Below are 18,598 nucleotides of genomic sequence, written 5' to 3'. Positions count from 1 at the left end.
TATTGACGTGTGCGTCAGTCCTAACTACGGTCCGGCGGCTTGCGCGGCGGGCCGTTCTCAACACCGTCCTGCGCATGTTCGTTTCCCCTGAACATGGTGGAAATCGGCTGACGGATCGGGCTATTCGGATGATGTGATCCGGACCAGATTTTGGACTTGGAGAGGTAGGCGCATGAAGGTCCTTGTACCGGTGAAGCGGGTGATCGACGCAAATGTGAAGCCGCGCGTGAAGGCGGACGGCACAGGCGTCGAGCTCGCCAATGTAAAGATGGCGATGAACCCGTTCGACGAGATCGCGGTGGAAGAGGCGATCCGCCTGAAGGAGGCCGGCAAGGTGGAGGAGATCGTGGCCGTCTCCATCGGCCCGGACAAGGCGCAGGAAACCCTGCGCACCGCGCTCGCAATGGGCGCCGACCGCGCCATTCTCGTCAAGACCGATGAAACCGTCGAACCGCTCGACGTGGCGAAGATCCTGAAGGGAGTGGCAGAGGAGGAGAAACCCGGCCTCGTCATCCTCGGCAAGCAGGCGATCGACGACGACGCCAACCAGACCGGCCAGATGCTGGCCGCCCTCCTCGGCTGGGCGCAGGGCACCTTCGCCTCCAAGGTGGAGGTGGGCGACGGGCATGTGACCGTCACGCGTGAGGTGGACGGCGGCCTGCAGGTGGTGGAATTGAAGCTGCCCGCCATCGTCACCACCGACCTGCGCCTGAACCAGCCGCGTTATGCCTCGCTGCCCAACATCATGAAGGCCAAGAAGAAGCCGCTCGACGAGAAGTCACCCGCCGATTACGGCGTGGAGGTGAAGACGAGGCTCAAGGTGCTCAAGACCGAGGAGCCGGCGGGACGCAAGGCCGGCATCAAGGTGAATTCGGTGGCCGAACTGGTCGACCGGCTGAAGAACGAAGCCGGCGTGCTGTGATCTGGCGATAGGAAAGGATAGGACAATGGCAATTCTTCTTGTCGCAGAGCACGACAACCAGTCGCTTTCCGAGCAGACAGCCAAGACGCTTTCGGCGGCGAAGGAAATCGGCGGCGAAATCGACATCCTCGTCGCGGGCGAGGGCGCCAAACCGGCAGCGGAGGCCGCCGCCAAGCTGGCCGGCGTTCGGAAGGTCCTGCTGGCCGAGAGCGAAGCGCTCGCGCAGCAGCTCGCCGAACCGCTCGCCGCCACGATCGTGGCGCTGGCGGACGGCTATGACGCCTTCGTGGCGCCGGCGACCACGACGGGCAAGAACGTGATGCCGCGCGTGGCCGCCCTTCTCGACGTGATGCAGGTTTCCGACGTCGTCGAGGTGGTGAACGCCACCACGTTCAAGCGGCCGACCTATGCGGGCAACGCCATCCAGACGGTGGAATCGACGGACCCGAAGCGTGTCGTCACGGTGCGCACCTCCTCCTTCCAGGTAGCGGACGAGGGTGGCGCGGCCCCGGTGGAGAACGCGAACGCAGCCGACGATGCCGGCCTTTCGCGCTTCGTGGAGAACCGGATCGCGGCAAGCGACCGCCCGGAACTCACCTCGGCCAAGATCATCATCTCCGGCGGCCGCGCGCTCGGCTCGTCGGAAAAGTTCGAGGAAGTGATCCTGCCGCTCGCCGACAAACTGGGGGCGGCGGTGGGCGCCTCCCGCGCGGCGGTGGATGCCGGCTATGCACCGAACGACTGGCAGGTGGGGCAGACCGGCAAGGTGGTGGCGCCCGACCTCTACATCGCCTGCGGCATTTCCGGCGCGATCCAGCATTTGGCCGGGATGAAGGATTCCAAGGTCATCGTCGCCATCAACAAGGACGAGGAAGCCCCGATTTTTCAGGTCGCCGACTACGGCATCGTCGGCGACCTCTTCGTCATCCTGCCGGAGCTACAAAAGGCGCTTTGACAATTCTTCAGGCACATGCAGAATCCGGAAGGGCGGGGGTAGACGAGGCGACCCCGCCCTTTTAGTTTGCACTGCAACAAAGGCGGGCGGGGCGGCATGGATTGCCCCGAAGGTGAGGACATGTCGGGCAGCATCAAGACAGTGGGCATCGTCGGCGCAGGCCAGATGGGGAGCGGCATCGCCCATGTGGCGGCGCTCGCAGGATACAAGGTCAAGCTCTATGATCTCTCCTCCGACCGCATCGAGGCGGGCATCGCCACGATCAGCGGCAATATGGCCCGCCAGGTCTCCTCGGGGAAGCTCGAGGAGAAGATCCGGCAGGAGGCGCTCGCCCGCATCATGCCGGCGGCGATGCTGGAGGACCTGTCCGATTGCGACCTGGTGATCGAGGCGGCCACCGAGGACGAGACGGTCAAGCGCAAGATCTTCGCCCAGCTCTGCCCGATCCTGAATCCGGAGGCGCTGCTCGCCACCAACACCTCTTCGATCTCCATCACGCGGCTCGGCTCGCAGACCGACCGCGCCGAGCGCTTCATCGGCATCCATTTCATGAATCCGGTCCCGGTGATGAAGCTGGTGGAACTCGTCCGCGGCATCGCTACGGAGGATGCGACCTTCGAGACCGCGCGCGGCTTCGTCGAGAGCCTGGACAAGACGATCACGGTGGCGGAGGATTTTCCGGCCTTCATCGTCAACCGCATCCTGCTGCCGATGATCAACGAGGCGATCTACACCCTCTATGAGGGCGTCGGCTCCGTCGAGGCGATCGACACGGCCATGAAACTCGGTGCAAACCACCCCATGGGCCCGCTGCAGCTGGCGGATTTCATCGGCCTCGACACCTGTCTTTCCATCATGCAGGTGCTCTATGAGGGCTTGGCGGATTCCAAATACCGCCCCTGCCCGCTGCTCGTGAAATATGTCGAGGCGGGCTGGCTCGGCCGCAAGACCGGCCGCGGTTTTTACGACTACCGCGAGGACCCGCCGGTGCCGACGCGGTAGTAGGCTCAGCGATATCAGAGATCATTTTCCTGCAGCGCCGGCACAAGCGGTCAAGTTGAGGCATGGATCCACGGGTCAAGCCCGAGGACGACGAATGTCTGGAACCTTTCCGCCAATCCCCGGCGCTGTTGATTTGCGCAAGCCCGACCACCTCGTCATCCTCGGGCTTGACCTGGCTTGACCCGAGGATCCATGCCTGAATGATGGCGAGGAGAGCCGGCGATGGGCATGCGGGAAACGCTTCAACCGGCCGCTCACATCTAAAGCCCCTTCACCGTCTCACGCTTCGCGCGAGCCTCCCCGCTTCGTGAGGGCGCGGAACGGGCGCGCTTCCGCGTGCCGCGATCCTGCCGCTTATGCTGCCCGGCGATCGGCGAGATGTCCTCCATAGGAAATGCATCCACGGCGACCACCTTCTCCACCGCCTCCTCCACGCGGGCCAGCAGCTCGCGCTCCGCATCCGAGATGACGCCCTTCTCGAAAGCCTCCTGAACCTCGCGTACGCGCGCCTCCCGCATCTTCTTTTCGACGGGAGCCGCTTCCACCACGAGCCGGAAGGCTTCCTCCAGATCCTTTACCGGATGCTCGGCATGGCCCTGGCCGAGATAGAGGCCAGGCGTCAGCCGGTCGCGCTGGGCGGAAGGCTTCATCAGGACCTCGGCGAGCCGCGTCGTCAGGCGGTCCGAAGGGACCGGGTCCGGCACGCCGAAGGGGAAGGCGAGGAGCCGGACGAGCCGCGCGGCCCAGCGCGCCGGCAGGTTGTCGAGCACACCGCGGAAGGCGGCGGCGATCCTGCTTTCCCCCTGCTGCATGAGATAATCGACGATCGGCCGGTCCTCCTCCTGCCGTCCTTCATCCTCGAACCGCTTCAGGACCGCACCGAGAAGATAAAGCTCCGCGAGGATGTCGCCCAGCCGGGCCGAGAGCATCTCCTTGCGCTTCAGCGCGCCGCCGAGGGTGAGCAGAGCCAAGTCCGCCGTGAGCGCAAAGGCCGCCGCATGGCGCGACAGCCTCTTCCAGTAACGGGGCATTGCGGCATTGTCCGGGGCTGGCCCCAGAAGGCTGCCGGACCAGCCGCGCAGGAATGCACGCCCGGCATTCCTGGCCGCGTGGCCGAGATGCTTCCAGAACGCATCGTCGAACGCATCGAGCCCGCGCTTCTTGTCCTGGTCGGAAAGCGCCAGCAATTCCTTCAGCATGAAGGGATGCGAGCGGATCGCGCCCTGACCGAAGATCATCAGATTGCGGGTGAGGATGTTGGCGCCTTCGACCGTGATGCCGACGGGCACCGAGCGATAGCCGGCGGCAAGATAGTTGCGCGGCCCCTCGATAATGCCCTTGCCGCCATGCACATCCATGGCATGGGTCATGGACCGGCGCATGCGCTCCGTCGCATGGTATTTCATGATGGCCGAGAGCACGGACGGTCTGTGCCCCTGGTCGAGCGCGGCGAGGGTGAGCCGCCGGGCGGCATCGATGAGATAGGCGTTGGCCGCCATCTCCGCGAGCGGCACCTGCACGCCTTCGAACAGGCCGATCGGAACGTTGAACTGCGTGCGCACGCGTGCATAGGCTCCGCTCGCCCGGGCGCACATGGCGGCGGACGCCGCCGATTGCGAGGGGAGCGAAATGCTGCGGCCGGCGGCGAGCGCCGTCATCAGCATGGTCCAGCCCTGGCCGATCTGCGCTTCGCCGCCCAGGATGTGATCGAGCGGGACGAACACGTCCTTGCCGTAGAGCGGGCCATTCTGGAAGAAAGTAAAGAGGGGGATGTGCCGCTCACCATGGGAAACGCCTGGCGTGTTGGTGGGCAGCAAGGCCACCGTAATGCCAAGTTCCTCGCCGCGCCCCAGGTGGTTTTCCGGATCGCGCATCTTGAAGGCGAGGCCCATCACGGTCGCGATCGGCCCCAGCGTGATGTAACGCTTGTGGAAGTTGAGCCTGACGCCGAGCGTCTTCTTGCCCTTCCACATGCCGTATTCGACAACGCCCGTATCGGTCATGGCCGCCGCATCCGAGCCGGCATGGGGAGAGGTGAGGCCGAAGCAAGGAATCTCGCGCCCGTCGGCAAGCCTGGGCAGCCAATAGTCACGCTGCTCGTCCGTGCCGAAATGCATGAGCAGTTCGCCAGGCCCCAGCGAGTTGGGCACCATGACGGTCACGCCCGCGACCACGCTCGCCGAGGAGACGGTGCGCACCACTTCCGAATGGGCGTAGTTGGAGAAGCCGAGCCCGCCATGTTCCTTGGGTATGATCATGCCGAAGAATTTCTTCTGGCGCATGAAGTCCCAGACGGACTTGGCGAGGTCCCGGTCGCGCCAATTGAGCGTCCAGTCGTCGACGAGGGCGCAGAGCTGGGCCACTTCCCCGTCCATGAAGGCCTGTTCTTCGGCGGAAAGCTTCGCCTTCGGCATGGCGAGAAGCTCGCTCCAGTCCGGGTTGCCGGTGAAGAGCGCCCCGTCCCACCACACCGTACCGGCGTTGATCGCCTCCTGCTCCGTCTCGGATATGGGCGGCATGATGCTGGAGGCCCAGTTGAAGATGGGCGCGGTGACGTAGTCACGACGAAAACTCATGAGTTGCTCTCCTTCGTCTCCGCTTGCTCCCCATTGGTTCGCAATGGACGACCCTGCGGCCATGTTCCCTTGCCCGTCCACTATGGCAGAGACACAACACCCACGAAATAACGACACGTTACACGGAGAAACGGCTCGTTACCAATTGCGTGAGGAACCCTTGGCGCGTATCTACGGAATGCATGTGAGGAGCGCAGGAATTGCGCATGATGTGCTCCCGATCGTGAAACAGCGGAGCGATGTTGAAACTGGGTATCCTCGAACCGGCAGCCATTGCCGGAATGTTGCTTTTTGCCTTGGCAAATGCGCCTGGCGCTGCGGCCGACGACGATCCTGTTGTGGCTGCCTTTTCTGAAGGCCGTGCCGCGCTGTCAGGTCAGAAGGCAAAGAGCGCCAGCACCCCGGAACGGCAGCTCGGCCTCGTCGGAGGCAGGCTGGAAAGCACGCGCGGCGCACGCGTCGAAGGCCGCAACGTCAATGCGAGCTCGCTCGCCCTGCGCTTTTCCGGCGGTTCGGCTGAGAAGAACGTCGCCTATGAGACGAAGCACCTTCTCGCGCCGGAGAAGGCGCGGCGCACGCGACGCACCGCCGTCTGGTTCGGCGGCGATGTCACCCTGGACAGCGAGCGCGCGGAGAGCCCACGCCTGGCGGCCGTCTACAGCAACGGCCTGGCTTTCGGTGTGGATACCCGCTTCGGCCCCCGTCTCCTCGTGGGCAATGCCGTCGGCATGGCCTTCGACCGGACCGGGATCGGGACCAGTGGTTCGCTCGAGACGCGCTCTCTTTCCGACACGCTCTATGCCAGCTTGACGACTGCGCGGAACACCTATCTCGACGTGATGCTGGGCGCCTCCCGCTATGCGTTCCACGATGAGCTGGCCGCCGCGTCCATTTCCGCCGGCCGGCGTTCGGCGAGCCAGGCCTTTGGCCTGGCGCGCTTCAGCCGGCAGTTCGAGCGCAACCGGCTGCGGCTGCGATCGTATGGGCAGGCGCGCTACCGGCACACTCGTCTTTCGGGCTACGCGATGCGAGGTGAGGAGACCTATTCCGTCGAGCCCTACACTTCCGGCTCGCTCGAGCTTACGGCCGGATTGCGCGGCGAGACCGTGGCCAGGACGCGAATCGGCAGGCTGGCGCCGCACGCCGTGCTGGAAGTATCCCGGAGCCTGAAGCGGACCTCGGGCACGGTCATGACCTCCGTCGACGGAGCTGAAGAGGTGGCGGCGCCCTCGAGCGGCCATTCCGGCAAGCTGTCCGCCAGAACGGGACTGAACTGGACCATCACGGACCGCGCCAGCATCAACGGCGAATATTCGCTGTCCTCCGCATTCGACGATCCCGATGTGAAGCAGCGCGTGACCGCCAGGTTCAAGCTGACGTTCTGAGACGCAAGAATGCCCGCTCGCGCGGACAGCACTTCTAGAGCGGTTCAGGTTGTGTCTGAATCGGAGGGGATTCCGATTTCGGAGGTTTTGTGATTCAAGATGCTGGCTGGAGTGGAGGCCAGCATGGGATGACGCGACCTCTTTCGAATGATCTGCGTGAACGTGTTGTTGGGGCGGTCGAGGCCGGCGAGAGCTGCCGGTCGGTGGCGGCTCGTTTCGGCGTTGCCGTCTCGTCGGCGGTGAAGTGGTCTCAGCGCTACCGTGCGAGCGGGTCTGTGGCGCCGGGCAAGATGGGCGGGCACCGCAAGCGCGTGCTGGAGCCGCACCGTGCCTTCATCGCCGAGCGGATCAGCCAGACGCCGCATCTGTCGCTGCACAAGCTGAAGGAAGAGCTGGCGGCGCGCGGCGTGAAGGTGTCGCACGATACGGTGTGGCGGTTCCTGCGCCGCGAGGGGCTTCGGTTCAAAAAACGCTGTTCGCCCTTGAGCAGGCTCGTGCCGACATCGCCCGCCGGCGGCAACGCTGGCGTTCTTGGCAGTCCGGTCTCGATCCGACACGGCTGGTGTTCATCGACGAGACCTGGATCAAGACCAACATGGCGCCGCTGCGGGGCTGGGGACCACGCGGCAAGCGCCTGCGCGGCTTTGCCCCGCACGGCCACTGGCGCACGCTGACCTTCCTCGGCGCTTTGCGCCATGACCGGCTGACGGCGCCTTGCGTCTTCGATGGACCGATCAACGGCCAGTGCTTCCGCGCCTATGTCGAGCAGCAGCTCGTGCCGGTGCTTGAACCGGGCGACATCGTCGTCATGGACAATCTCGGCTCGCACAAGTCGGCCGCCGTCCGGCAGATGATCAAAGCCGCCGGTGCCAGGCTCTGGTACCTGCCGCCTTATTCCCCAGACCTTAACCCCATCGAGCAGGCTTTCGCCAAGATCAAGCACTGGATGCGCGCGGCCCAAAAAGTGAACCATGAGGAGACATGGCGTCATATCGGCGGCCTCGTCTCCTCAATCCAGCCCAGTGAATGCAGCAACTACTTCGTCAATGCAGGATACGCTTCCGCCAAAACCTGAAAGGCTCTAGGATTGTTCCCTGCACTCGGCGATGGGCGCTGCATTTTCGCCCTTGGTTGCGTCATAAAGCGATGCCTCCGGCCCCTTGGTCCACCACACCAGCCGCCCGCCGACATAACGCACGCCCGACGCAGACAGCCCCGCAGCAGCGATGACGGGCTCGCCCTCGTGCTCGAAAACCGCCAGCGATACGGGCCCTGCGTTTACATAGTCGACCGACATGCTGTTCCCGCCGCAGTCGTAGCTGACCTTCACCCGCTCGACCGCGACCTCTCCCGGCAGCTCTATCGTGATTTCCGTGGCCTCGGCGCGGTGGGTCAAGGCGACGAGGCCTGCGGCAACAAGCAACAAACGTCTCATAGCGGATCCTCCTCCGCGGCAAGGATAGGCGCTGGTGGGCACCCCGTGCAAATGCCTCAACCTTCGGCGGAAGACAGCGCCGCCCGGATGAGTTTCCTGGCGTCGTCGCTTGCCCATTCGGCGGGGCCGTTCATATGTGCGAGCAGGCAACCATCCTCGTCCACCAGGAGCGTGACCGGCAGGCCAAGCGCCAACCCGCGCGTCTTCAGCTCGTTGAAGACGCCCACGGTATTGTCCCTATAATGGGCAAGTGCCTGGATGCCGGTCTCCTCAAGAAAGGCCTGCGGCTTCTCGTCGCCGCCGCGATCGACATTGACGGCCACGACCTCGAAGCGATCGGAACCCATCTCGCGCTCCAGCGCATCGAGCGCCGGCATCTCGGTGCGGCACGGCACGCACCAGGTGGCCCAGAGATTGACGAGCAGCGTCTTGCCCGAAAAATCCGCGAGGGTGAGCTGTTTGCCGTCCGGCCCGTTGAACCGAAGTGTCGTGAGCGACTGCGGGGGATCGGCGGGCAGCATCGCCGCCACCTCGCCGCCGATAGCGGGATCGAGCGCCGCCGCCAGGCCGCTCTTCGCAGCACAGGCGGTTTCATCGGCCGTTCCTGCGCCCGTGTTGCCATTTGGCCTTTCGATCACGTATAGGGCGATGACCCCGGCGAGAATGCCTGCGACCGCCGAAAGCGCGACCAGACCGAACGCTGGAAATTTCCTATTCATCATCGGCATTTTTCATACTCCAGCGCCCGGTTATCACGATGAACGAGACCAAGACCAGCAACCGCATGTGGGGCGGACGTTTTGCCTCAGGGCCCGACGCCATCATGGAGGCGATCAACGCCTCGATCGGCTTCGACCGGAAGCTCTACGCACAGGACATCCGCGGCAGTCTCGCGCATGCGGCGATGCTGGCCGAAACTGGCATAATTTCGGCCGAGGACGAACGGAAGATCGCTCACGGGCTGAACACGATCCTGTCAGAAATAGAAGCCGGCAAGTTCGAGTTCTCGACGAGGCTGGAAGACATTCACATGAATGTCGAGGCCAGGCTCGCCGAACTGGTCGGCGCCGCCGCGGGCCGGCTACACACGGCGCGCTCGCGCAACGACCAGGTGGCCGTCGATTTTCGCCTGTGGGTGAAGGAGGAACTGCAGCGCATCGATGCCGCACTCGGCCGGCTGATCGAAGCCTTCCTCGACAGGGCCGAAGAGCATGCGGCGACCGTGATGCCAGGCTTCACGCATCTGCAGACGGCGCAGCCTGTCACCTTCGGCCATCACTTGATGGCCTATGTGGAGATGTTCGGCCGCGACCGCTCAAGAGTGCGCGACGCGATCGAGCGACTTGACGAATGTCCCCTGGGGGCAGCCGCCCTTGCCGGCACGAGCTTCGCGATAGACCGGCACATGACGGCGAAGGCGCTGGGCTTCCGCGAGCCCACACGCAACTCCATCGACACGGTGTCCGACCGTGATTTCGCGCTGGAGTTCCTGTCCGTGGCTGCCATCTGCGGCACGCATCTTTCACGGCTGGCGGAGGAGATCATCATCTGGTCTACGCCGCAATTCGGCTTCATCCGCCTGTCGGACGCCTTCTCCACCGGCTCTTCCATCATGCCGCAGAAGAAGAACCCGGATGCGGCGGAGCTGATCCGCGCCAAGACGGGCCGGGTCAACGGTCACCTGATCGGGCTTTTGACCGTGATGAAAGGCCTGCCGCTCGCCTATTCGAAGGACATGCAGGAGGACAAGGAGGCGGTCTTCGACGCCGCCGAGACGCTGGACCTGATGCTCGCGGCCATGACCGGCATGGTGGGCGACATCGAGGTGAGCGCAGCGGCGATGAAGAAAGCCGCCGGCAGCGGCTTTTCCACCGCGACGGATCTGGCCGACTGGCTGGTGCGCGAGGCGGACCTGCCTTTCCGCGAGGCACACCATGTGACGGGCCGCGCCGTGGCGCTCGCCGAGGAAAGGAAATGCGGCCTCGAAAAGCTCCCGCTTTCCGACCTCCAGGCGATCCACCCGGCCATTACCGACGGCGTCTATTCCGTCCTGTCGGTTTCGAATTCGGTAAGGAGCCGCACTTCCTATGGAGGAACGGCTCCGGCGGAGGTCCGTCGGCAGATCCGCGCCTGGCGAAAGCGATTGAAACGGGATGCAAGACCCGGCGAAAACCGCTAGAACCGCTCCGGTATCTCCAAGGATTGGACGGCAGATGAAAGCGCGGACAACGTTCACCCTTATCCTGCTCGGCTTGTCGGTCGGTCTCTCCGCCTGCGGCCGCAAGGGCCCGCTCGACACACCCTACGAGGCCGCGGTCGAGGCTCGGAAAGAGGCGGAGCGCAACGACCAGCCCCTGCCGCCCGAGCCGCAGAAGCCCGTCGAGGACCGCCCGTTCATCCTCGACCGGCTGCTTTGACGCCGAGCAAGAAAGCTGAGTTGAAGTGAACCACTTCCAGTATCGTGACGGCGTGCTCCACGCCGAGGACGTGCCGGTGCCGCAGATTGCGGCGGCCGTGGGTACGCCTTTCTACTGCTATTCGACGGCCACGCTGACGCGGCACTATCGCGTGTTCTCCGAGGCGCTTTCGGGTCTGGATTCCCTCGTCTGCTACGCGATGAAGGCCAATTCCAACCAGGCGGTGCTGAAGACGCTCGGCGAGCTCGGCGCGGGCGCGGATGTGGTATCCGAAGGCGAGTTGCGCCGGGCGCTGGCCGCTGACATCCCCGCTAGGAAGATTCTGTTCTCCGGCGTCGGAAAGACGGCGCGGGAAATGGATTTCGCACTGGCGGCAGGCATTCTCTGCTTCAATGTGGAATCGCTGCCGGAGCTGGAGCTGCTCTCCGCCCGCGCGCAGGCACTGGGGCTGGAAGCGCCCATTTCGCTGCGCATCAACCCGGATGTCGACGCAAAGACGCACAAGAAGATCTCCACCGGCAAATCGGAGAACAAGTTCGGCATTCCCTGGAAGGATGCGCGCGAGGCCTACACACGCGCGGCCGAGCTTCCGGGGCTCAAGGTGACCGGCATCGACATGCATATCGGCAGCCAGATCACCGAGCTCGAGCCCTTCGACCAGGCGTTCGCGCTGCTGACCGAGCTCACCGAGACGCTGCGCGCCGACGGCCACACGGTCGAGCATGTGGACCTGGGCGGCGGGCTCGGCGTGCCCTATCGCGAGGACAACGAGCCGCCTCCCCTGCCCGATGCCTATGCCGAGGTGGTGCGCAGGCACGTCACGAGACTGGGGCTGAAGGTCGTCTTCGAACCCGGAAGGCTCATTGTCGGCAATGCCGGCATCCTCGTCTCGGAAGTCCTCTACGTGAAGGAGGGCGATGCGAAGAGCTTCCTCGTCGTCGACGCGGCGATGAACGATCTCATCCGGCCGACGCTTTACGACGCCTATCACGCGATCCGCCCCGTGCGCGAGCCGGCAGGAGACGCTGCCCGCATGAAGGTCGATGTGGTCGGCCCAGTCTGCGAAACCGGCGATTTCCTGGCGCTCGACCGCGACCTGCCGACGATGAAGCAGGGCGATCTCATTGCGATCGGCACGGCCGGTGCCTATGGCGCCGTCCAGGCGAGCACTTACAATTCGCGCCTTCTCGTGCCGGAGGTGCTGGTGAACGGTAACCGCTTCCACGTGGTGCGCACGCGGCCGAGCTATGAGGACTTGATCGGCCTCGACTCTCTGCCCGACTGGCTCTGACCAGCGCTACGGACGCGATGCCTGCCCAGCGGCTGGGTTGCCGGCGAGCGACGGCTTGCGCGCGCCGCTTTCCTGCGCCTTGCCACGCTTCTTCTCCGATGTTGCGGCAAACAAGCGGGCGACGCCATACTGGATCAGGAGACCGCCTGCGAGAAGCGCGCCGTCCTCGATGGCGCTGGTCTCGAAGCGCGCCCGATAGACCTGCAGAGCGATCGACAGCACCGTACCGACAGCGAAAACGGCGAGGCCATACTGGCCGATGAGTTCAACGGGGCGGAAAGCGGGCCGGGCCAGAAACCGTGAGACCGCAGCCAGATTGGTCAGCACATAGGCAAGCGCAAGCACGTGCAGGAGGCGCGGCAGGGCCAGGAACGTCTTGTCGAATCCGCCGACGAAGAAGGGCAGATACGGCTCGAGAGGCAGGTTCCCTTTCTGCATCTGCACCCAAAGCAGCGAGAACGCCAGATAGGCGAGACAGGCGGAGAACAGCCAGCCATGGTAGCCTATAAGCTTGCGCTTGTGGATCATCGCCAGGCCGCAGGCTATGCCGATCGCATAGATGAGTTGCCAACTCACCGGATTGAAGAACCATCCGCCCGGCAGCGGGTAATTGGGCAGGTTGATGCGGAACGTGCCCGCCAGCACCCACACCACAATGGCGACGGCGATCAGCCCCATGCGGCTCCACAGCCCGATCAGGATGTAGAGAGGTGAGACCAGGAGCAGCGTCGAATAGAGCGGGAGAATGTTGAGATAGCCGAGCTGGTGGGTAAGCAGCGGGATGCCGATCATCGCCTTGAGGGGCTGCTCCAGCAATGCGGTGAAGTTCACGCGCGGCAGCACGTCGATCGTGTCCAGAACCACGACGCCAGCCGCGAGAATCGCGATGGCGAACGCGGTCGTGACGATATGGGTGACATAGAGCGTCCCGGCCCTTCGCCACACCCGCATGCATCCGCTGAGGAATTCCCCGGCCCGGAAGAGACGCGCATAGGCGAGCCCCACCGCTATGCCGGACATGAGGACGAATGCCTCCGCTGCGTCGGAGAAGCCGAAATTCCGTGACGTGAGATTCTCGAACACGTTGCCTGGAACATGGTTGACGAAGATCATCACCAAGGCGAGCCCGCGGAAGACATCGAGCCTGTGGTCGCGGCCGATGCCCTGGGGCGGTATCGTGGTGGTCATCGGCCGGTCCCGATCTCGGCGGACTTGCGGGATTCGGAGCCTTCGATCGCCCCGGAGGCGGAAGCGGGAATCTTCACCGGATCGGCGCGCCAGCGCGACAGGACCGACTGCTGTTCGCGCATGACCGGCGAAGGGGAGATCTCGTCGATCGTGCCGAAGAGACCGAGCGGCGAGCGAAGGAGCGCACCGCTCGCACAGGACGTGACGCTGATGATGAGCGGCGCCATCACCTGCGGCGCGGCTACAAGCAGGACGAAGGGCAGATATTCGGGCGCGAGCCTGTAGGCCGTGCCGATCGTGATCAGGCCGACCACCACGATCCACCAGCTCGCCGCCCACGCTTCCGTCAGGCTGACACGGCCGGCCTCGCGGTTGGCTGCCGGCCAACCGGCATCCGCTCCGGCAAGAATCTCGATCACAGCGCGGGTTTGGAAGAGCATCATGACAGGCGCAAGCACGCTCGTGCAGACGATCTCCGTCACGACCCCCAAGAAGGCGCGGAGCGTCCCACCGAAACGCCGGTTGCGGCCCGTCATCATTCCGTCGACGAGGATGAGGAGCTTGGGGCCGAGCAGGAGCCCGACGACGCCGGTCAAGAGTGCCAGCGCATTGGCCGTCTCCACGCGCGGAAAGACCGGCAGCCCCGGTACGGGGAAATAATCGGGAATGACCTGCATGGCCGGCGCCGCGATGCTGGCAGCCAGGAACAGCGCCCAGAGCGGCGCGGAGACATAGGCCATGATGCCCTGCACGAAGACGAAGCGGTTCCAGCCCTTCAGGCCTGGTGCCGGCACGATCCGGCTGTGCTGAAGGTTGCCTTGGCACCAGCGGCGGTCGCGCTTCGCATAATCGACCACATTGTCCGGCCCTTCCTCATAGGAGCCGCGCAGATCAGGATCGAGCCGGACCTTCCAGCCATTGCGCGCCAGAAGCGCGGCCTCCACATAGTCGTGGCTGAGGACGTGGCCGCCGAAGGGCGGCTTGCCCGGCAACTCCGGCAAGCCGCAGCTCTGCGCGAAGGCGCGTGTGCGCGTGATGGCGTTGTGCCCCCAGAACGGCCCCTCGGCTCCCTGCAGCAGGGCCACGCCCAGCGCAAAGATCGGTGAATAATAGGAAGCGGAGAACTGGATCGCCCGGCCGAAGAAGGAGCGTGCGCGGATCACCTTGGGCAGCGTCTGCAGGAGCCCGAGTTCGGGATCGGCCTCCATGCGCCGCACCATCTCCACCATCGTCGCGCCTTCCATCAGGCTGTCGGCGTCGAGAATGATGAGATAGTCGTACAGCGCGCCCGACGTCTTGATGAAATCGGCGACATTGCCGGCCTTCTTGCCCGGATTGGAAACGCGGCGCCGGTAATAGATGTTGCAGGACGCGCCCACCTCGTCCTTGAGCCGCGCCAGCCAGAACTCCTCCTTCGCCGCGATGCGCGGATCATTCGTGTCCGAGAGGATGGCGAAATCGAACCGCGCGGCGAAGGAGGTCCGGCCCAGGCTCCCCGCCATCGCGGCCACATGGGAGAAGGATTTTACGGGGTCTTCGTTGTAGACGGGGACGATCACCGCCGTCCTGGCCGAGATCGGGCCGCGCGCCCGCGCAACCCGGCCGCGGCGCAGGGAAAAGAGCCCGTTGAGGGCGAGCACCGCGCCCCAGGCGAGCCAGGCCGTGGTGAGCGCGAGCAGCGCCACACGCGCCAGGTCGAGCCATTGCAGGCCGTCCACGTTGAAGAAGCCGATGGCGAGGTAGCTCGCCACCAGGGCCATCGCCAACGCAAAGAAGAGGGAAGTTGTGCGCCGCAGCGTCACCATGGTGGGAGTCCCGTGGTCGGGCCGGCGAAAGCCGGCATTGGTCCCGCGCTATCTCAGCGCAAGCCATTGGAAGAAGGGGCGCAGCAGAATGCCGCGCCGTCGCCGGGTCAGCGTTTGCTCGGGCATGGCCATGGGAGCCACCGGCAGCGCACTCTCTTGAAGGACATGACGCGCCCGCAGGTCTTCGTCAGCGCTGATCATCACTTCTTCTCCACTGATACGCCCACGTTTCAGACAATCTCTGGCCGTCCAAACTCAAAAAACCACTCATTTCGACCGGCGCGTCACCTTCCGGTATCAAGTCGACCACCAGCCGCCAGGCCCCGTTGGCCTCGATCCGAGATACCGCGCTGTGCACGATTTCCGCCCTCGTCACCGAAATACTCGCTTCAACGTGGGAATCGGCGGAAAGGTTCCCGAGTACCTCGCCTTCGAAGTCGATGACGAATTTCCTGAGATCTTCGGGATTCTCCACGCCCGATGTGCCGCCTATGCCCGTCCGCAGGGCGGAGACCCGCGCGAGCTGCCCGGTGGCCTCCTCGATCGACCCCCAGGTGAGCCGGTACCGGTATTCGAGCTCCTGACCGGCCTTCACGTCTCCCTCGGGCATCCAGAAGGCGACGATATTGTCGTTCACCTCGAGTTCGGTCGGGATTTCCACGAGGTTGATATGGCCCTTGCCCCAATCGCCGAGCGGCTCCACCAACAGGGAGGGCCGGCGCTGATAGTTGGCCTCCGCGTCCTGGTAGTGATCGAAATCGCGGTCGCGCTGGAACAGGCCGAACGCCTTGAGGCTGGTTTCCCCGAAGAAGGAATTGGCGAGTTCCTTCGGGTTGTTCAGGTTGCGCCACAGCTCCTCGCCGCTGGCGCGCACGATCTTCAGCCCTTCGCTGTCGTGCACCTCGCCGCGATAGTCGTCAAAGGCATGGTGATTGTTCTCGGAGAAGAGGAACATGGAGGTCATCGGTGCGATGCCGAGCCGCTGGATGTCCTTGCGGATGAAGAGACGCGCCGTCACCTCCATCGCGGTGGTTGCGCCCGGCGTGACCTTGAAGGCGTAAGCGCCCGTCACGCTCGCGCTGTCGAGCGCGGCATAGACAGTGATCGATTTTTCGCGGCGGTCGGGTTTGTGGATCCAGAAATCCGTGAATATCGGAAATTCCTCGCCCGCCGAGGTCGCCGTATTGACGGCGAGCCCGCGCGCGGAGATCCCGTAGACACTGCCGCGCCCGAGCGCGCGGAAATAGCTGGCGCCCAGGAACGACACCAGCTCGTCCATGACATCCGGGGTGTTGAGCGGGTAGTGAAGGCGGAAACCCGCCACGCCCGCGAAGTCCATCCCTTGGAACGTCTGCGGATCGAGCGGCTTGCGATACTCGAACATCTCCGCGCCGATATGGAGCCTGGAGGCGGCGCCGTTTTCGACGACATGGAGGTGCACGGGCTGCTTGAAGAGCCAGCCGGGATGGAAGGCCTGCAACTCGAAGGGCGCTTCGCCGGCCCAGATCGCCGCATCCGGACGGAAACGGATGGCCCGATGCTGGTCATAGGTAAGCTCCGTCACCACCTCCGGGAGCGTCTCGTTGACGGGCTCGTACTCCTTTCCCGCCTTCTCCTTCATGGCGGCCGTCAGAAGGTCGAAGGAGAAGGGCTGAGGTGCCTCGGCAGCGGCAGCCGGGGTGGCCTGCTCCTGGGCGAAAGCAGCGGCACTGTTCAGGAGCGCGGTCGTTCCCGCAAGTGCCCCGCCGCCGATGATGAATGCGCGTCTGTCCATGAAAATCCTGCTTTTGTATAGAGTGGGGAATGCCGGGACGTCTTCGTCAGAATTGGGGCAAACACACCCATCAACTTGAAAAGCTTGAGAATGCTGCGTAAAATTCAGAAACGCATTGTCATAGAATATGATAAAACGTTACGTGCATTCCCTCGTTTGGCCAAAAGCCATTCAGGCGCCTACCAACTATGGGGGATAGTGCTCGGCGGCAAACCGACTGCACGAAACTGTCGACCCGACAAAAACGCGACGCGAAATCATGAAAGCGCGGAAGCCGACCAAAGGCCATCCCTGTTCGGGGGAACGGCTTTCCCGGAACAGAGCGATCTGGCGATAGCCACAATCTTCTTTCCCATAACGTGCAGCCAATTAAAACGCAAGCGTTTCAATACGTTGAGCGATGCGTGCAGCGCAGGGCAGGAAGCTTGAAATGCGGTGGCGGCAAAGAGGATGGCGATCCCGGCAGGATTCGAACCTGCGACCCTCAGATTAGGAATCTGATGCTCTATCCTACTGAGCTACGGGACCGTTCCGCACCGCACTCATACCGCGTCGTTTCGGTATCGCCAAGCCGAAATAGCTGCCTTGCGCGACCTGCCGCGGATAACTTGAGACATTTCGCCGCGCTCAGGGAGCCAGCGCCCTCTCCGCCAGCCGCACCCAGTAGCTCACCCCGTGCGGGATGGCTTCATCGTTGAAGTCGTATGCCGGGTTGTGGAGGCCGGCACTGTCCCCGTTCCCGACGAAGATGAAGGCGCCGGGGCGGGCCTCGAGCATGTAGGAGAAGTCTTCCCCGCCCATCATGGGAGGCATGTCCGTGAACACATTGGCAGCGCCCGCCACCTCGCTCGCCACGCTTCCAGCGAACCCCGTCTCCTCGGGATGGTTCACCGTCACAGGATAGTTCGGGTCGTATTCGACGCTCACGCTCGCTCCGCCGGCGTCGGCGATTCCCCGGCAGATGGCATGAAGCCGCTCTTCGGCAAGCGCGCTTACCTCCCTCTTCAAGGTGCGGATCGTGCCCGCCAGTTCCACCTTGTCGGGGATGATGTTGTGCGCGTCGCCGCCATGGACCTTCGTCACCGAAACCACCACCGATTCCAGCGGATCGATCGAGCGCGCGGCGATGGTCTGCAGGCCGAGCACGATCTGCGCCGCCATCACCACCGGATCCACCGTCCTGTGGGGCATGGCGGCATGCCCGCCTTTGCCGTGGACAGTGATGGCGAACTCCGCCGTGGACGCCATGATCGGCCCCGGGCGGATGCCGAACTGCCCCACCGGCAGGCCCGGCAGGTTGTGCATGCCGAAGACGCGGGTGATCCCGAAGCGCTCCATCATGCCGTCCTTCACCATCTCGTTACCACCGCCGCCGCCTTCCTCCGCGGGCTGGAAGATCACCGCCACGGTACCCGCGAAATTGCGCGTTTCGGCGAGGTACTTCGCCGCTCCGAGCAGCATCGCCGTGTGCCCGTCATGCCCGCAGGCATGCATGCGCCCAGGCATGGCGGAGGCGTAGGGCTTGCCGGTCGCCTCTTGCAGGGGGAGCGCATCCATGTCCGCGCGCAGCCCGACGCACGGCCCCTCGCCGCGGCTGCCGCGGATGATACCGACCACGCCCGTTCGCCCGATCCCCGTGGCCACCTCATCGCAGCCGAACCTCTCGAGCTTTTCCCGCACGAACGCAGCGGTCTCATGGACGTCGAAGAGGATTTCCGGCCTGCGGTGCAGATCACGGCGCCACTCCCTGATCTCTGCATGAAGCTCTGCTGCGCGGTTAACGATCGGCATGAAAAACTCTTTCCCTGTGCTTGCGGTCGGCGAGAAGTTTAGAAACAATGAATCAGC

The 18,598-nt window shown here is 64.3% G+C and carries 17 protein-coding genes and 1 tRNA gene; 9 read left to right on the top strand and 9 right to left on the bottom strand.

Going from position 1 to position 18,598, the window contains the following annotated elements; translation table 11 throughout:
- Positions 1–172 precede the first annotated feature (172 nt).
- The 3 genes from PVE73_RS03820 to PVE73_RS03810 all read left to right on the top strand — a co-directional run bounded on the left by PVE73_RS03820 (position 173) and on the right by PVE73_RS03810 (position 2,879).
- A complete protein-coding gene (locus tag PVE73_RS03820; protein WP_277365673.1) occupies positions 173–922 on the top strand; it encodes an electron transfer flavoprotein subunit beta/FixA family protein in 750 nt (249 codons plus the stop codon).
- 25 nt (positions 923–947) lie between these two features.
- Positions 948–1,877, top strand: coding sequence for an electron transfer flavoprotein subunit alpha/FixB family protein (locus tag PVE73_RS03815; protein ID WP_277365672.1), 930 nt, complete (start codon positions 948–950; stop codon positions 1,875–1,877).
- Between the two features lie 120 nt (positions 1,878–1,997).
- Positions 1,998–2,879 (top strand): 3-hydroxybutyryl-CoA dehydrogenase, encoded by an 882-nt coding sequence (locus PVE73_RS03810; RefSeq protein WP_277367333.1) that lies wholly within the window; start codon positions 1,998–2,000, stop codon positions 2,877–2,879.
- Positions 2,880–3,139: 260 nt separating this feature from the next.
- On the opposite strand, the gene PVE73_RS03805 is transcribed toward PVE73_RS03810, so the two are convergent.
- Entirely contained in the window at positions 3,140–5,455 is a 2,316-nt protein-coding gene (locus tag PVE73_RS03805; RefSeq protein ID WP_277365671.1) for an acyl-CoA dehydrogenase, read from the bottom strand.
- A gap of 242 nt (positions 5,456–5,697) precedes the next feature.
- Between PVE73_RS03805 and PVE73_RS03800 the strand changes: the two genes are divergently transcribed.
- Positions 5,698–6,840: an autotransporter outer membrane beta-barrel domain-containing protein gene (locus PVE73_RS03800; protein WP_277365670.1), complete on the top strand. Its 1,143-nt coding sequence runs from the start codon at positions 5,698–5,700 to the stop codon at positions 6,838–6,840.
- 128 nt (positions 6,841–6,968) lie between these two features.
- Positions 6,969–7,915, top strand: a protein-coding gene (locus PVE73_RS03795; protein ID WP_277364682.1) for an IS630 family transposase whose coding sequence is annotated in 2 segments (ribosomal slippage) — positions 6,969–7,305 and positions 7,305–7,915 — 948 coding nt in all. Because the reading frame shifts where the segments join, the coding sequence is not laid out codon by codon here.
- 6 nt (positions 7,916–7,921) lie between these two features.
- On the opposite strand, the gene PVE73_RS03790 is transcribed toward PVE73_RS03795, so the two are convergent.
- Both PVE73_RS03790 and PVE73_RS03785 read right to left on the bottom strand, forming a co-directional pair.
- On the bottom strand, positions 7,922–8,275 hold the full coding sequence (locus tag PVE73_RS03790) for an MliC family protein (RefSeq protein WP_277365669.1): 354 nt from the start codon (positions 8,273–8,275) through the stop codon (positions 7,922–7,924).
- Between the two features lie 56 nt (positions 8,276–8,331).
- Positions 8,332–9,003 carry a TlpA disulfide reductase family protein gene (locus PVE73_RS03785; protein ID WP_277365668.1) on the bottom strand — a complete coding sequence of 224 codons (672 nt, stop codon included), beginning with the start codon at positions 9,001–9,003 and terminating at the stop codon, positions 8,332–8,334.
- A 29-nt stretch (positions 9,004–9,032) separates the two neighbouring features.
- Here PVE73_RS03785 and argH point away from each other — a divergent pair, with 29 nt between their 5' ends.
- Genes argH through lysA form a run of 3 tightly spaced genes read left to right on the top strand, consistent with a single transcriptional unit; the run spans position 9,033 to position 11,983 of the window.
- Entirely contained in the window at positions 9,033–10,454 is a 1,422-nt protein-coding gene (gene argH, locus PVE73_RS03780; RefSeq protein WP_277365667.1) for an argininosuccinate lyase, read from the top strand.
- Between the two features lie 34 nt (positions 10,455–10,488).
- Positions 10,489–10,692 carry a lipoprotein gene (locus PVE73_RS03775; protein WP_277365666.1) on the top strand — a complete coding sequence of 68 codons (204 nt, stop codon included), beginning with the start codon at positions 10,489–10,491 and terminating at the stop codon, positions 10,690–10,692.
- Positions 10,693–10,717: 25 nt separating this feature from the next.
- Positions 10,718–11,983 (top strand): diaminopimelate decarboxylase, encoded by a 1,266-nt coding sequence (lysA, locus tag PVE73_RS03770; RefSeq protein ID WP_277365665.1) that lies wholly within the window; start codon positions 10,718–10,720, stop codon positions 11,981–11,983.
- A 6-nt stretch (positions 11,984–11,989) separates the two neighbouring features.
- Here the strand turns inward: lysA and PVE73_RS03765 are convergent, their stop codons facing one another.
- The 4 genes from PVE73_RS03765 to PVE73_RS03750 are packed head-to-tail and all read right to left on the bottom strand — an operon-like array spanning position 11,990 to position 16,750.
- The gene (locus PVE73_RS03765; protein ID WP_277365664.1) at positions 11,990–13,171 is read right to left on the bottom strand and encodes an OpgC domain-containing protein; all 1,182 of its coding nucleotides are present in this window, start codon (positions 13,169–13,171) and stop codon (positions 11,990–11,992) included.
- Complete coding sequence (gene mdoH / locus PVE73_RS03760; protein WP_277365663.1) at positions 13,168–14,976, bottom strand: glucans biosynthesis glucosyltransferase MdoH; 1,809 nt, start codon at positions 14,974–14,976, stop codon at positions 13,168–13,170. The genes PVE73_RS03765 and mdoH overlap by 4 nt, the downstream gene beginning before the upstream one ends.
- A gap of 48 nt (positions 14,977–15,024) precedes the next feature.
- The gene (locus PVE73_RS03755) at positions 15,025–15,177 is read right to left on the bottom strand and encodes a hypothetical protein (RefSeq protein WP_277365662.1); all 153 of its coding nucleotides are present in this window, start codon (positions 15,175–15,177) and stop codon (positions 15,025–15,027) included.
- Complete coding sequence (locus tag PVE73_RS03750) at positions 15,164–16,750, bottom strand: glucan biosynthesis protein (RefSeq protein ID WP_277365661.1); 1,587 nt, start codon at positions 16,748–16,750, stop codon at positions 15,164–15,166. Before PVE73_RS03750 ends, PVE73_RS03755 begins: the two co-directional genes overlap by 14 nt.
- Before the next feature lie 90 nt (positions 16,751–16,840).
- Here PVE73_RS03750 and PVE73_RS03745 point away from each other — a divergent pair, with 90 nt between their 5' ends.
- Positions 16,841–17,179: a hypothetical protein gene (locus tag PVE73_RS03745; protein WP_277365660.1), complete on the top strand. Its 339-nt coding sequence runs from the start codon at positions 16,841–16,843 to the stop codon at positions 17,177–17,179.
- 22 nt (positions 17,180–17,201) lie between these two features.
- Here PVE73_RS03745 and PVE73_RS03740 read toward each other — a convergent pair.
- Both PVE73_RS03740 and PVE73_RS03735 read right to left on the bottom strand, forming a co-directional pair.
- Positions 17,202–17,278 (bottom strand) — tRNA-Arg (locus tag PVE73_RS03740).
- A 99-nt stretch (positions 17,279–17,377) separates the two neighbouring features.
- Positions 17,378–18,541: a M20 aminoacylase family protein gene (locus tag PVE73_RS03735; RefSeq protein WP_277365659.1), complete on the bottom strand. Its 1,164-nt coding sequence runs from the start codon at positions 18,539–18,541 to the stop codon at positions 17,378–17,380.
- Positions 18,542–18,598: the final 57 nt, after the last annotated feature.

The organism is Chelativorans sp. AA-79 (genome assembly GCF_029457495.1).
Lineage (GTDB): Bacteria > Pseudomonadota > Alphaproteobacteria > Rhizobiales > Rhizobiaceae > Chelativorans.
The sequence above is the reverse complement of the archived record's forward strand: the minus strand, read 5'-3'. Positions and strand labels throughout refer to the sequence as shown.

Excerpts from the sequence above, each read along its gene's own strand:
- PVE73_RS03820 (WP_277365673.1), top strand. The coding sequence starts at position 173 with ATGAAGGTCCTTGTACCGGTGAAGCGGGTGATCGACGCAAATGTGAAG.
- PVE73_RS03815 (WP_277365672.1), top strand. The coding sequence starts at position 948 with ATGGCAATTCTTCTTGTCGCAGAGCACGACAACCAGTCGCTTTCCGAG.
- PVE73_RS03810 (WP_277367333.1), top strand. The coding sequence starts at position 1,998 with ATGTCGGGCAGCATCAAGACAGTGGGCATCGTCGGCGCAGGCCAGATG.
- PVE73_RS03805 (WP_277365671.1), bottom strand. The coding sequence starts at position 5,455 with ATGAGTTTTCGTCGTGACTACGTCACCGCGCCCATCTTCAACTGGGCC.
- PVE73_RS03790 (WP_277365669.1), bottom strand. The coding sequence starts at position 8,275 with ATGAGACGTTTGTTGCTTGTTGCCGCAGGCCTCGTCGCCTTGACCCAC.
- PVE73_RS03785 (WP_277365668.1), bottom strand. The coding sequence starts at position 9,003 with ATGCCGATGATGAATAGGAAATTTCCAGCGTTCGGTCTGGTCGCGCTT.
- argH (WP_277365667.1), top strand. The coding sequence starts at position 9,033 with ATGAACGAGACCAAGACCAGCAACCGCATGTGGGGCGGACGTTTTGCC.
- PVE73_RS03775 (WP_277365666.1), top strand. The coding sequence starts at position 10,489 with ATGAAAGCGCGGACAACGTTCACCCTTATCCTGCTCGGCTTGTCGGTC.
- PVE73_RS03765 (WP_277365664.1), bottom strand. The coding sequence starts at position 13,171 with ATGACCACCACGATACCGCCCCAGGGCATCGGCCGCGACCACAGGCTC.
- mdoH (WP_277365663.1), bottom strand. The coding sequence starts at position 14,976 with ATGGTGACGCTGCGGCGCACAACTTCCCTCTTCTTTGCGTTGGCGATG.
- PVE73_RS03755 (WP_277365662.1), bottom strand. The coding sequence starts at position 15,177 with ATGATCAGCGCTGACGAAGACCTGCGGGCGCGTCATGTCCTTCAAGAG.
- PVE73_RS03750 (WP_277365661.1), bottom strand. The coding sequence starts at position 16,750 with ATGGACAGACGCGCATTCATCATCGGCGGCGGGGCACTTGCGGGAACG.
- PVE73_RS03745 (WP_277365660.1), top strand. The coding sequence starts at position 16,841 with ATGCTGCGTAAAATTCAGAAACGCATTGTCATAGAATATGATAAAACG.
- PVE73_RS03735 (WP_277365659.1), bottom strand. The coding sequence starts at position 18,541 with ATGCCGATCGTTAACCGCGCAGCAGAGCTTCATGCAGAGATCAGGGAG.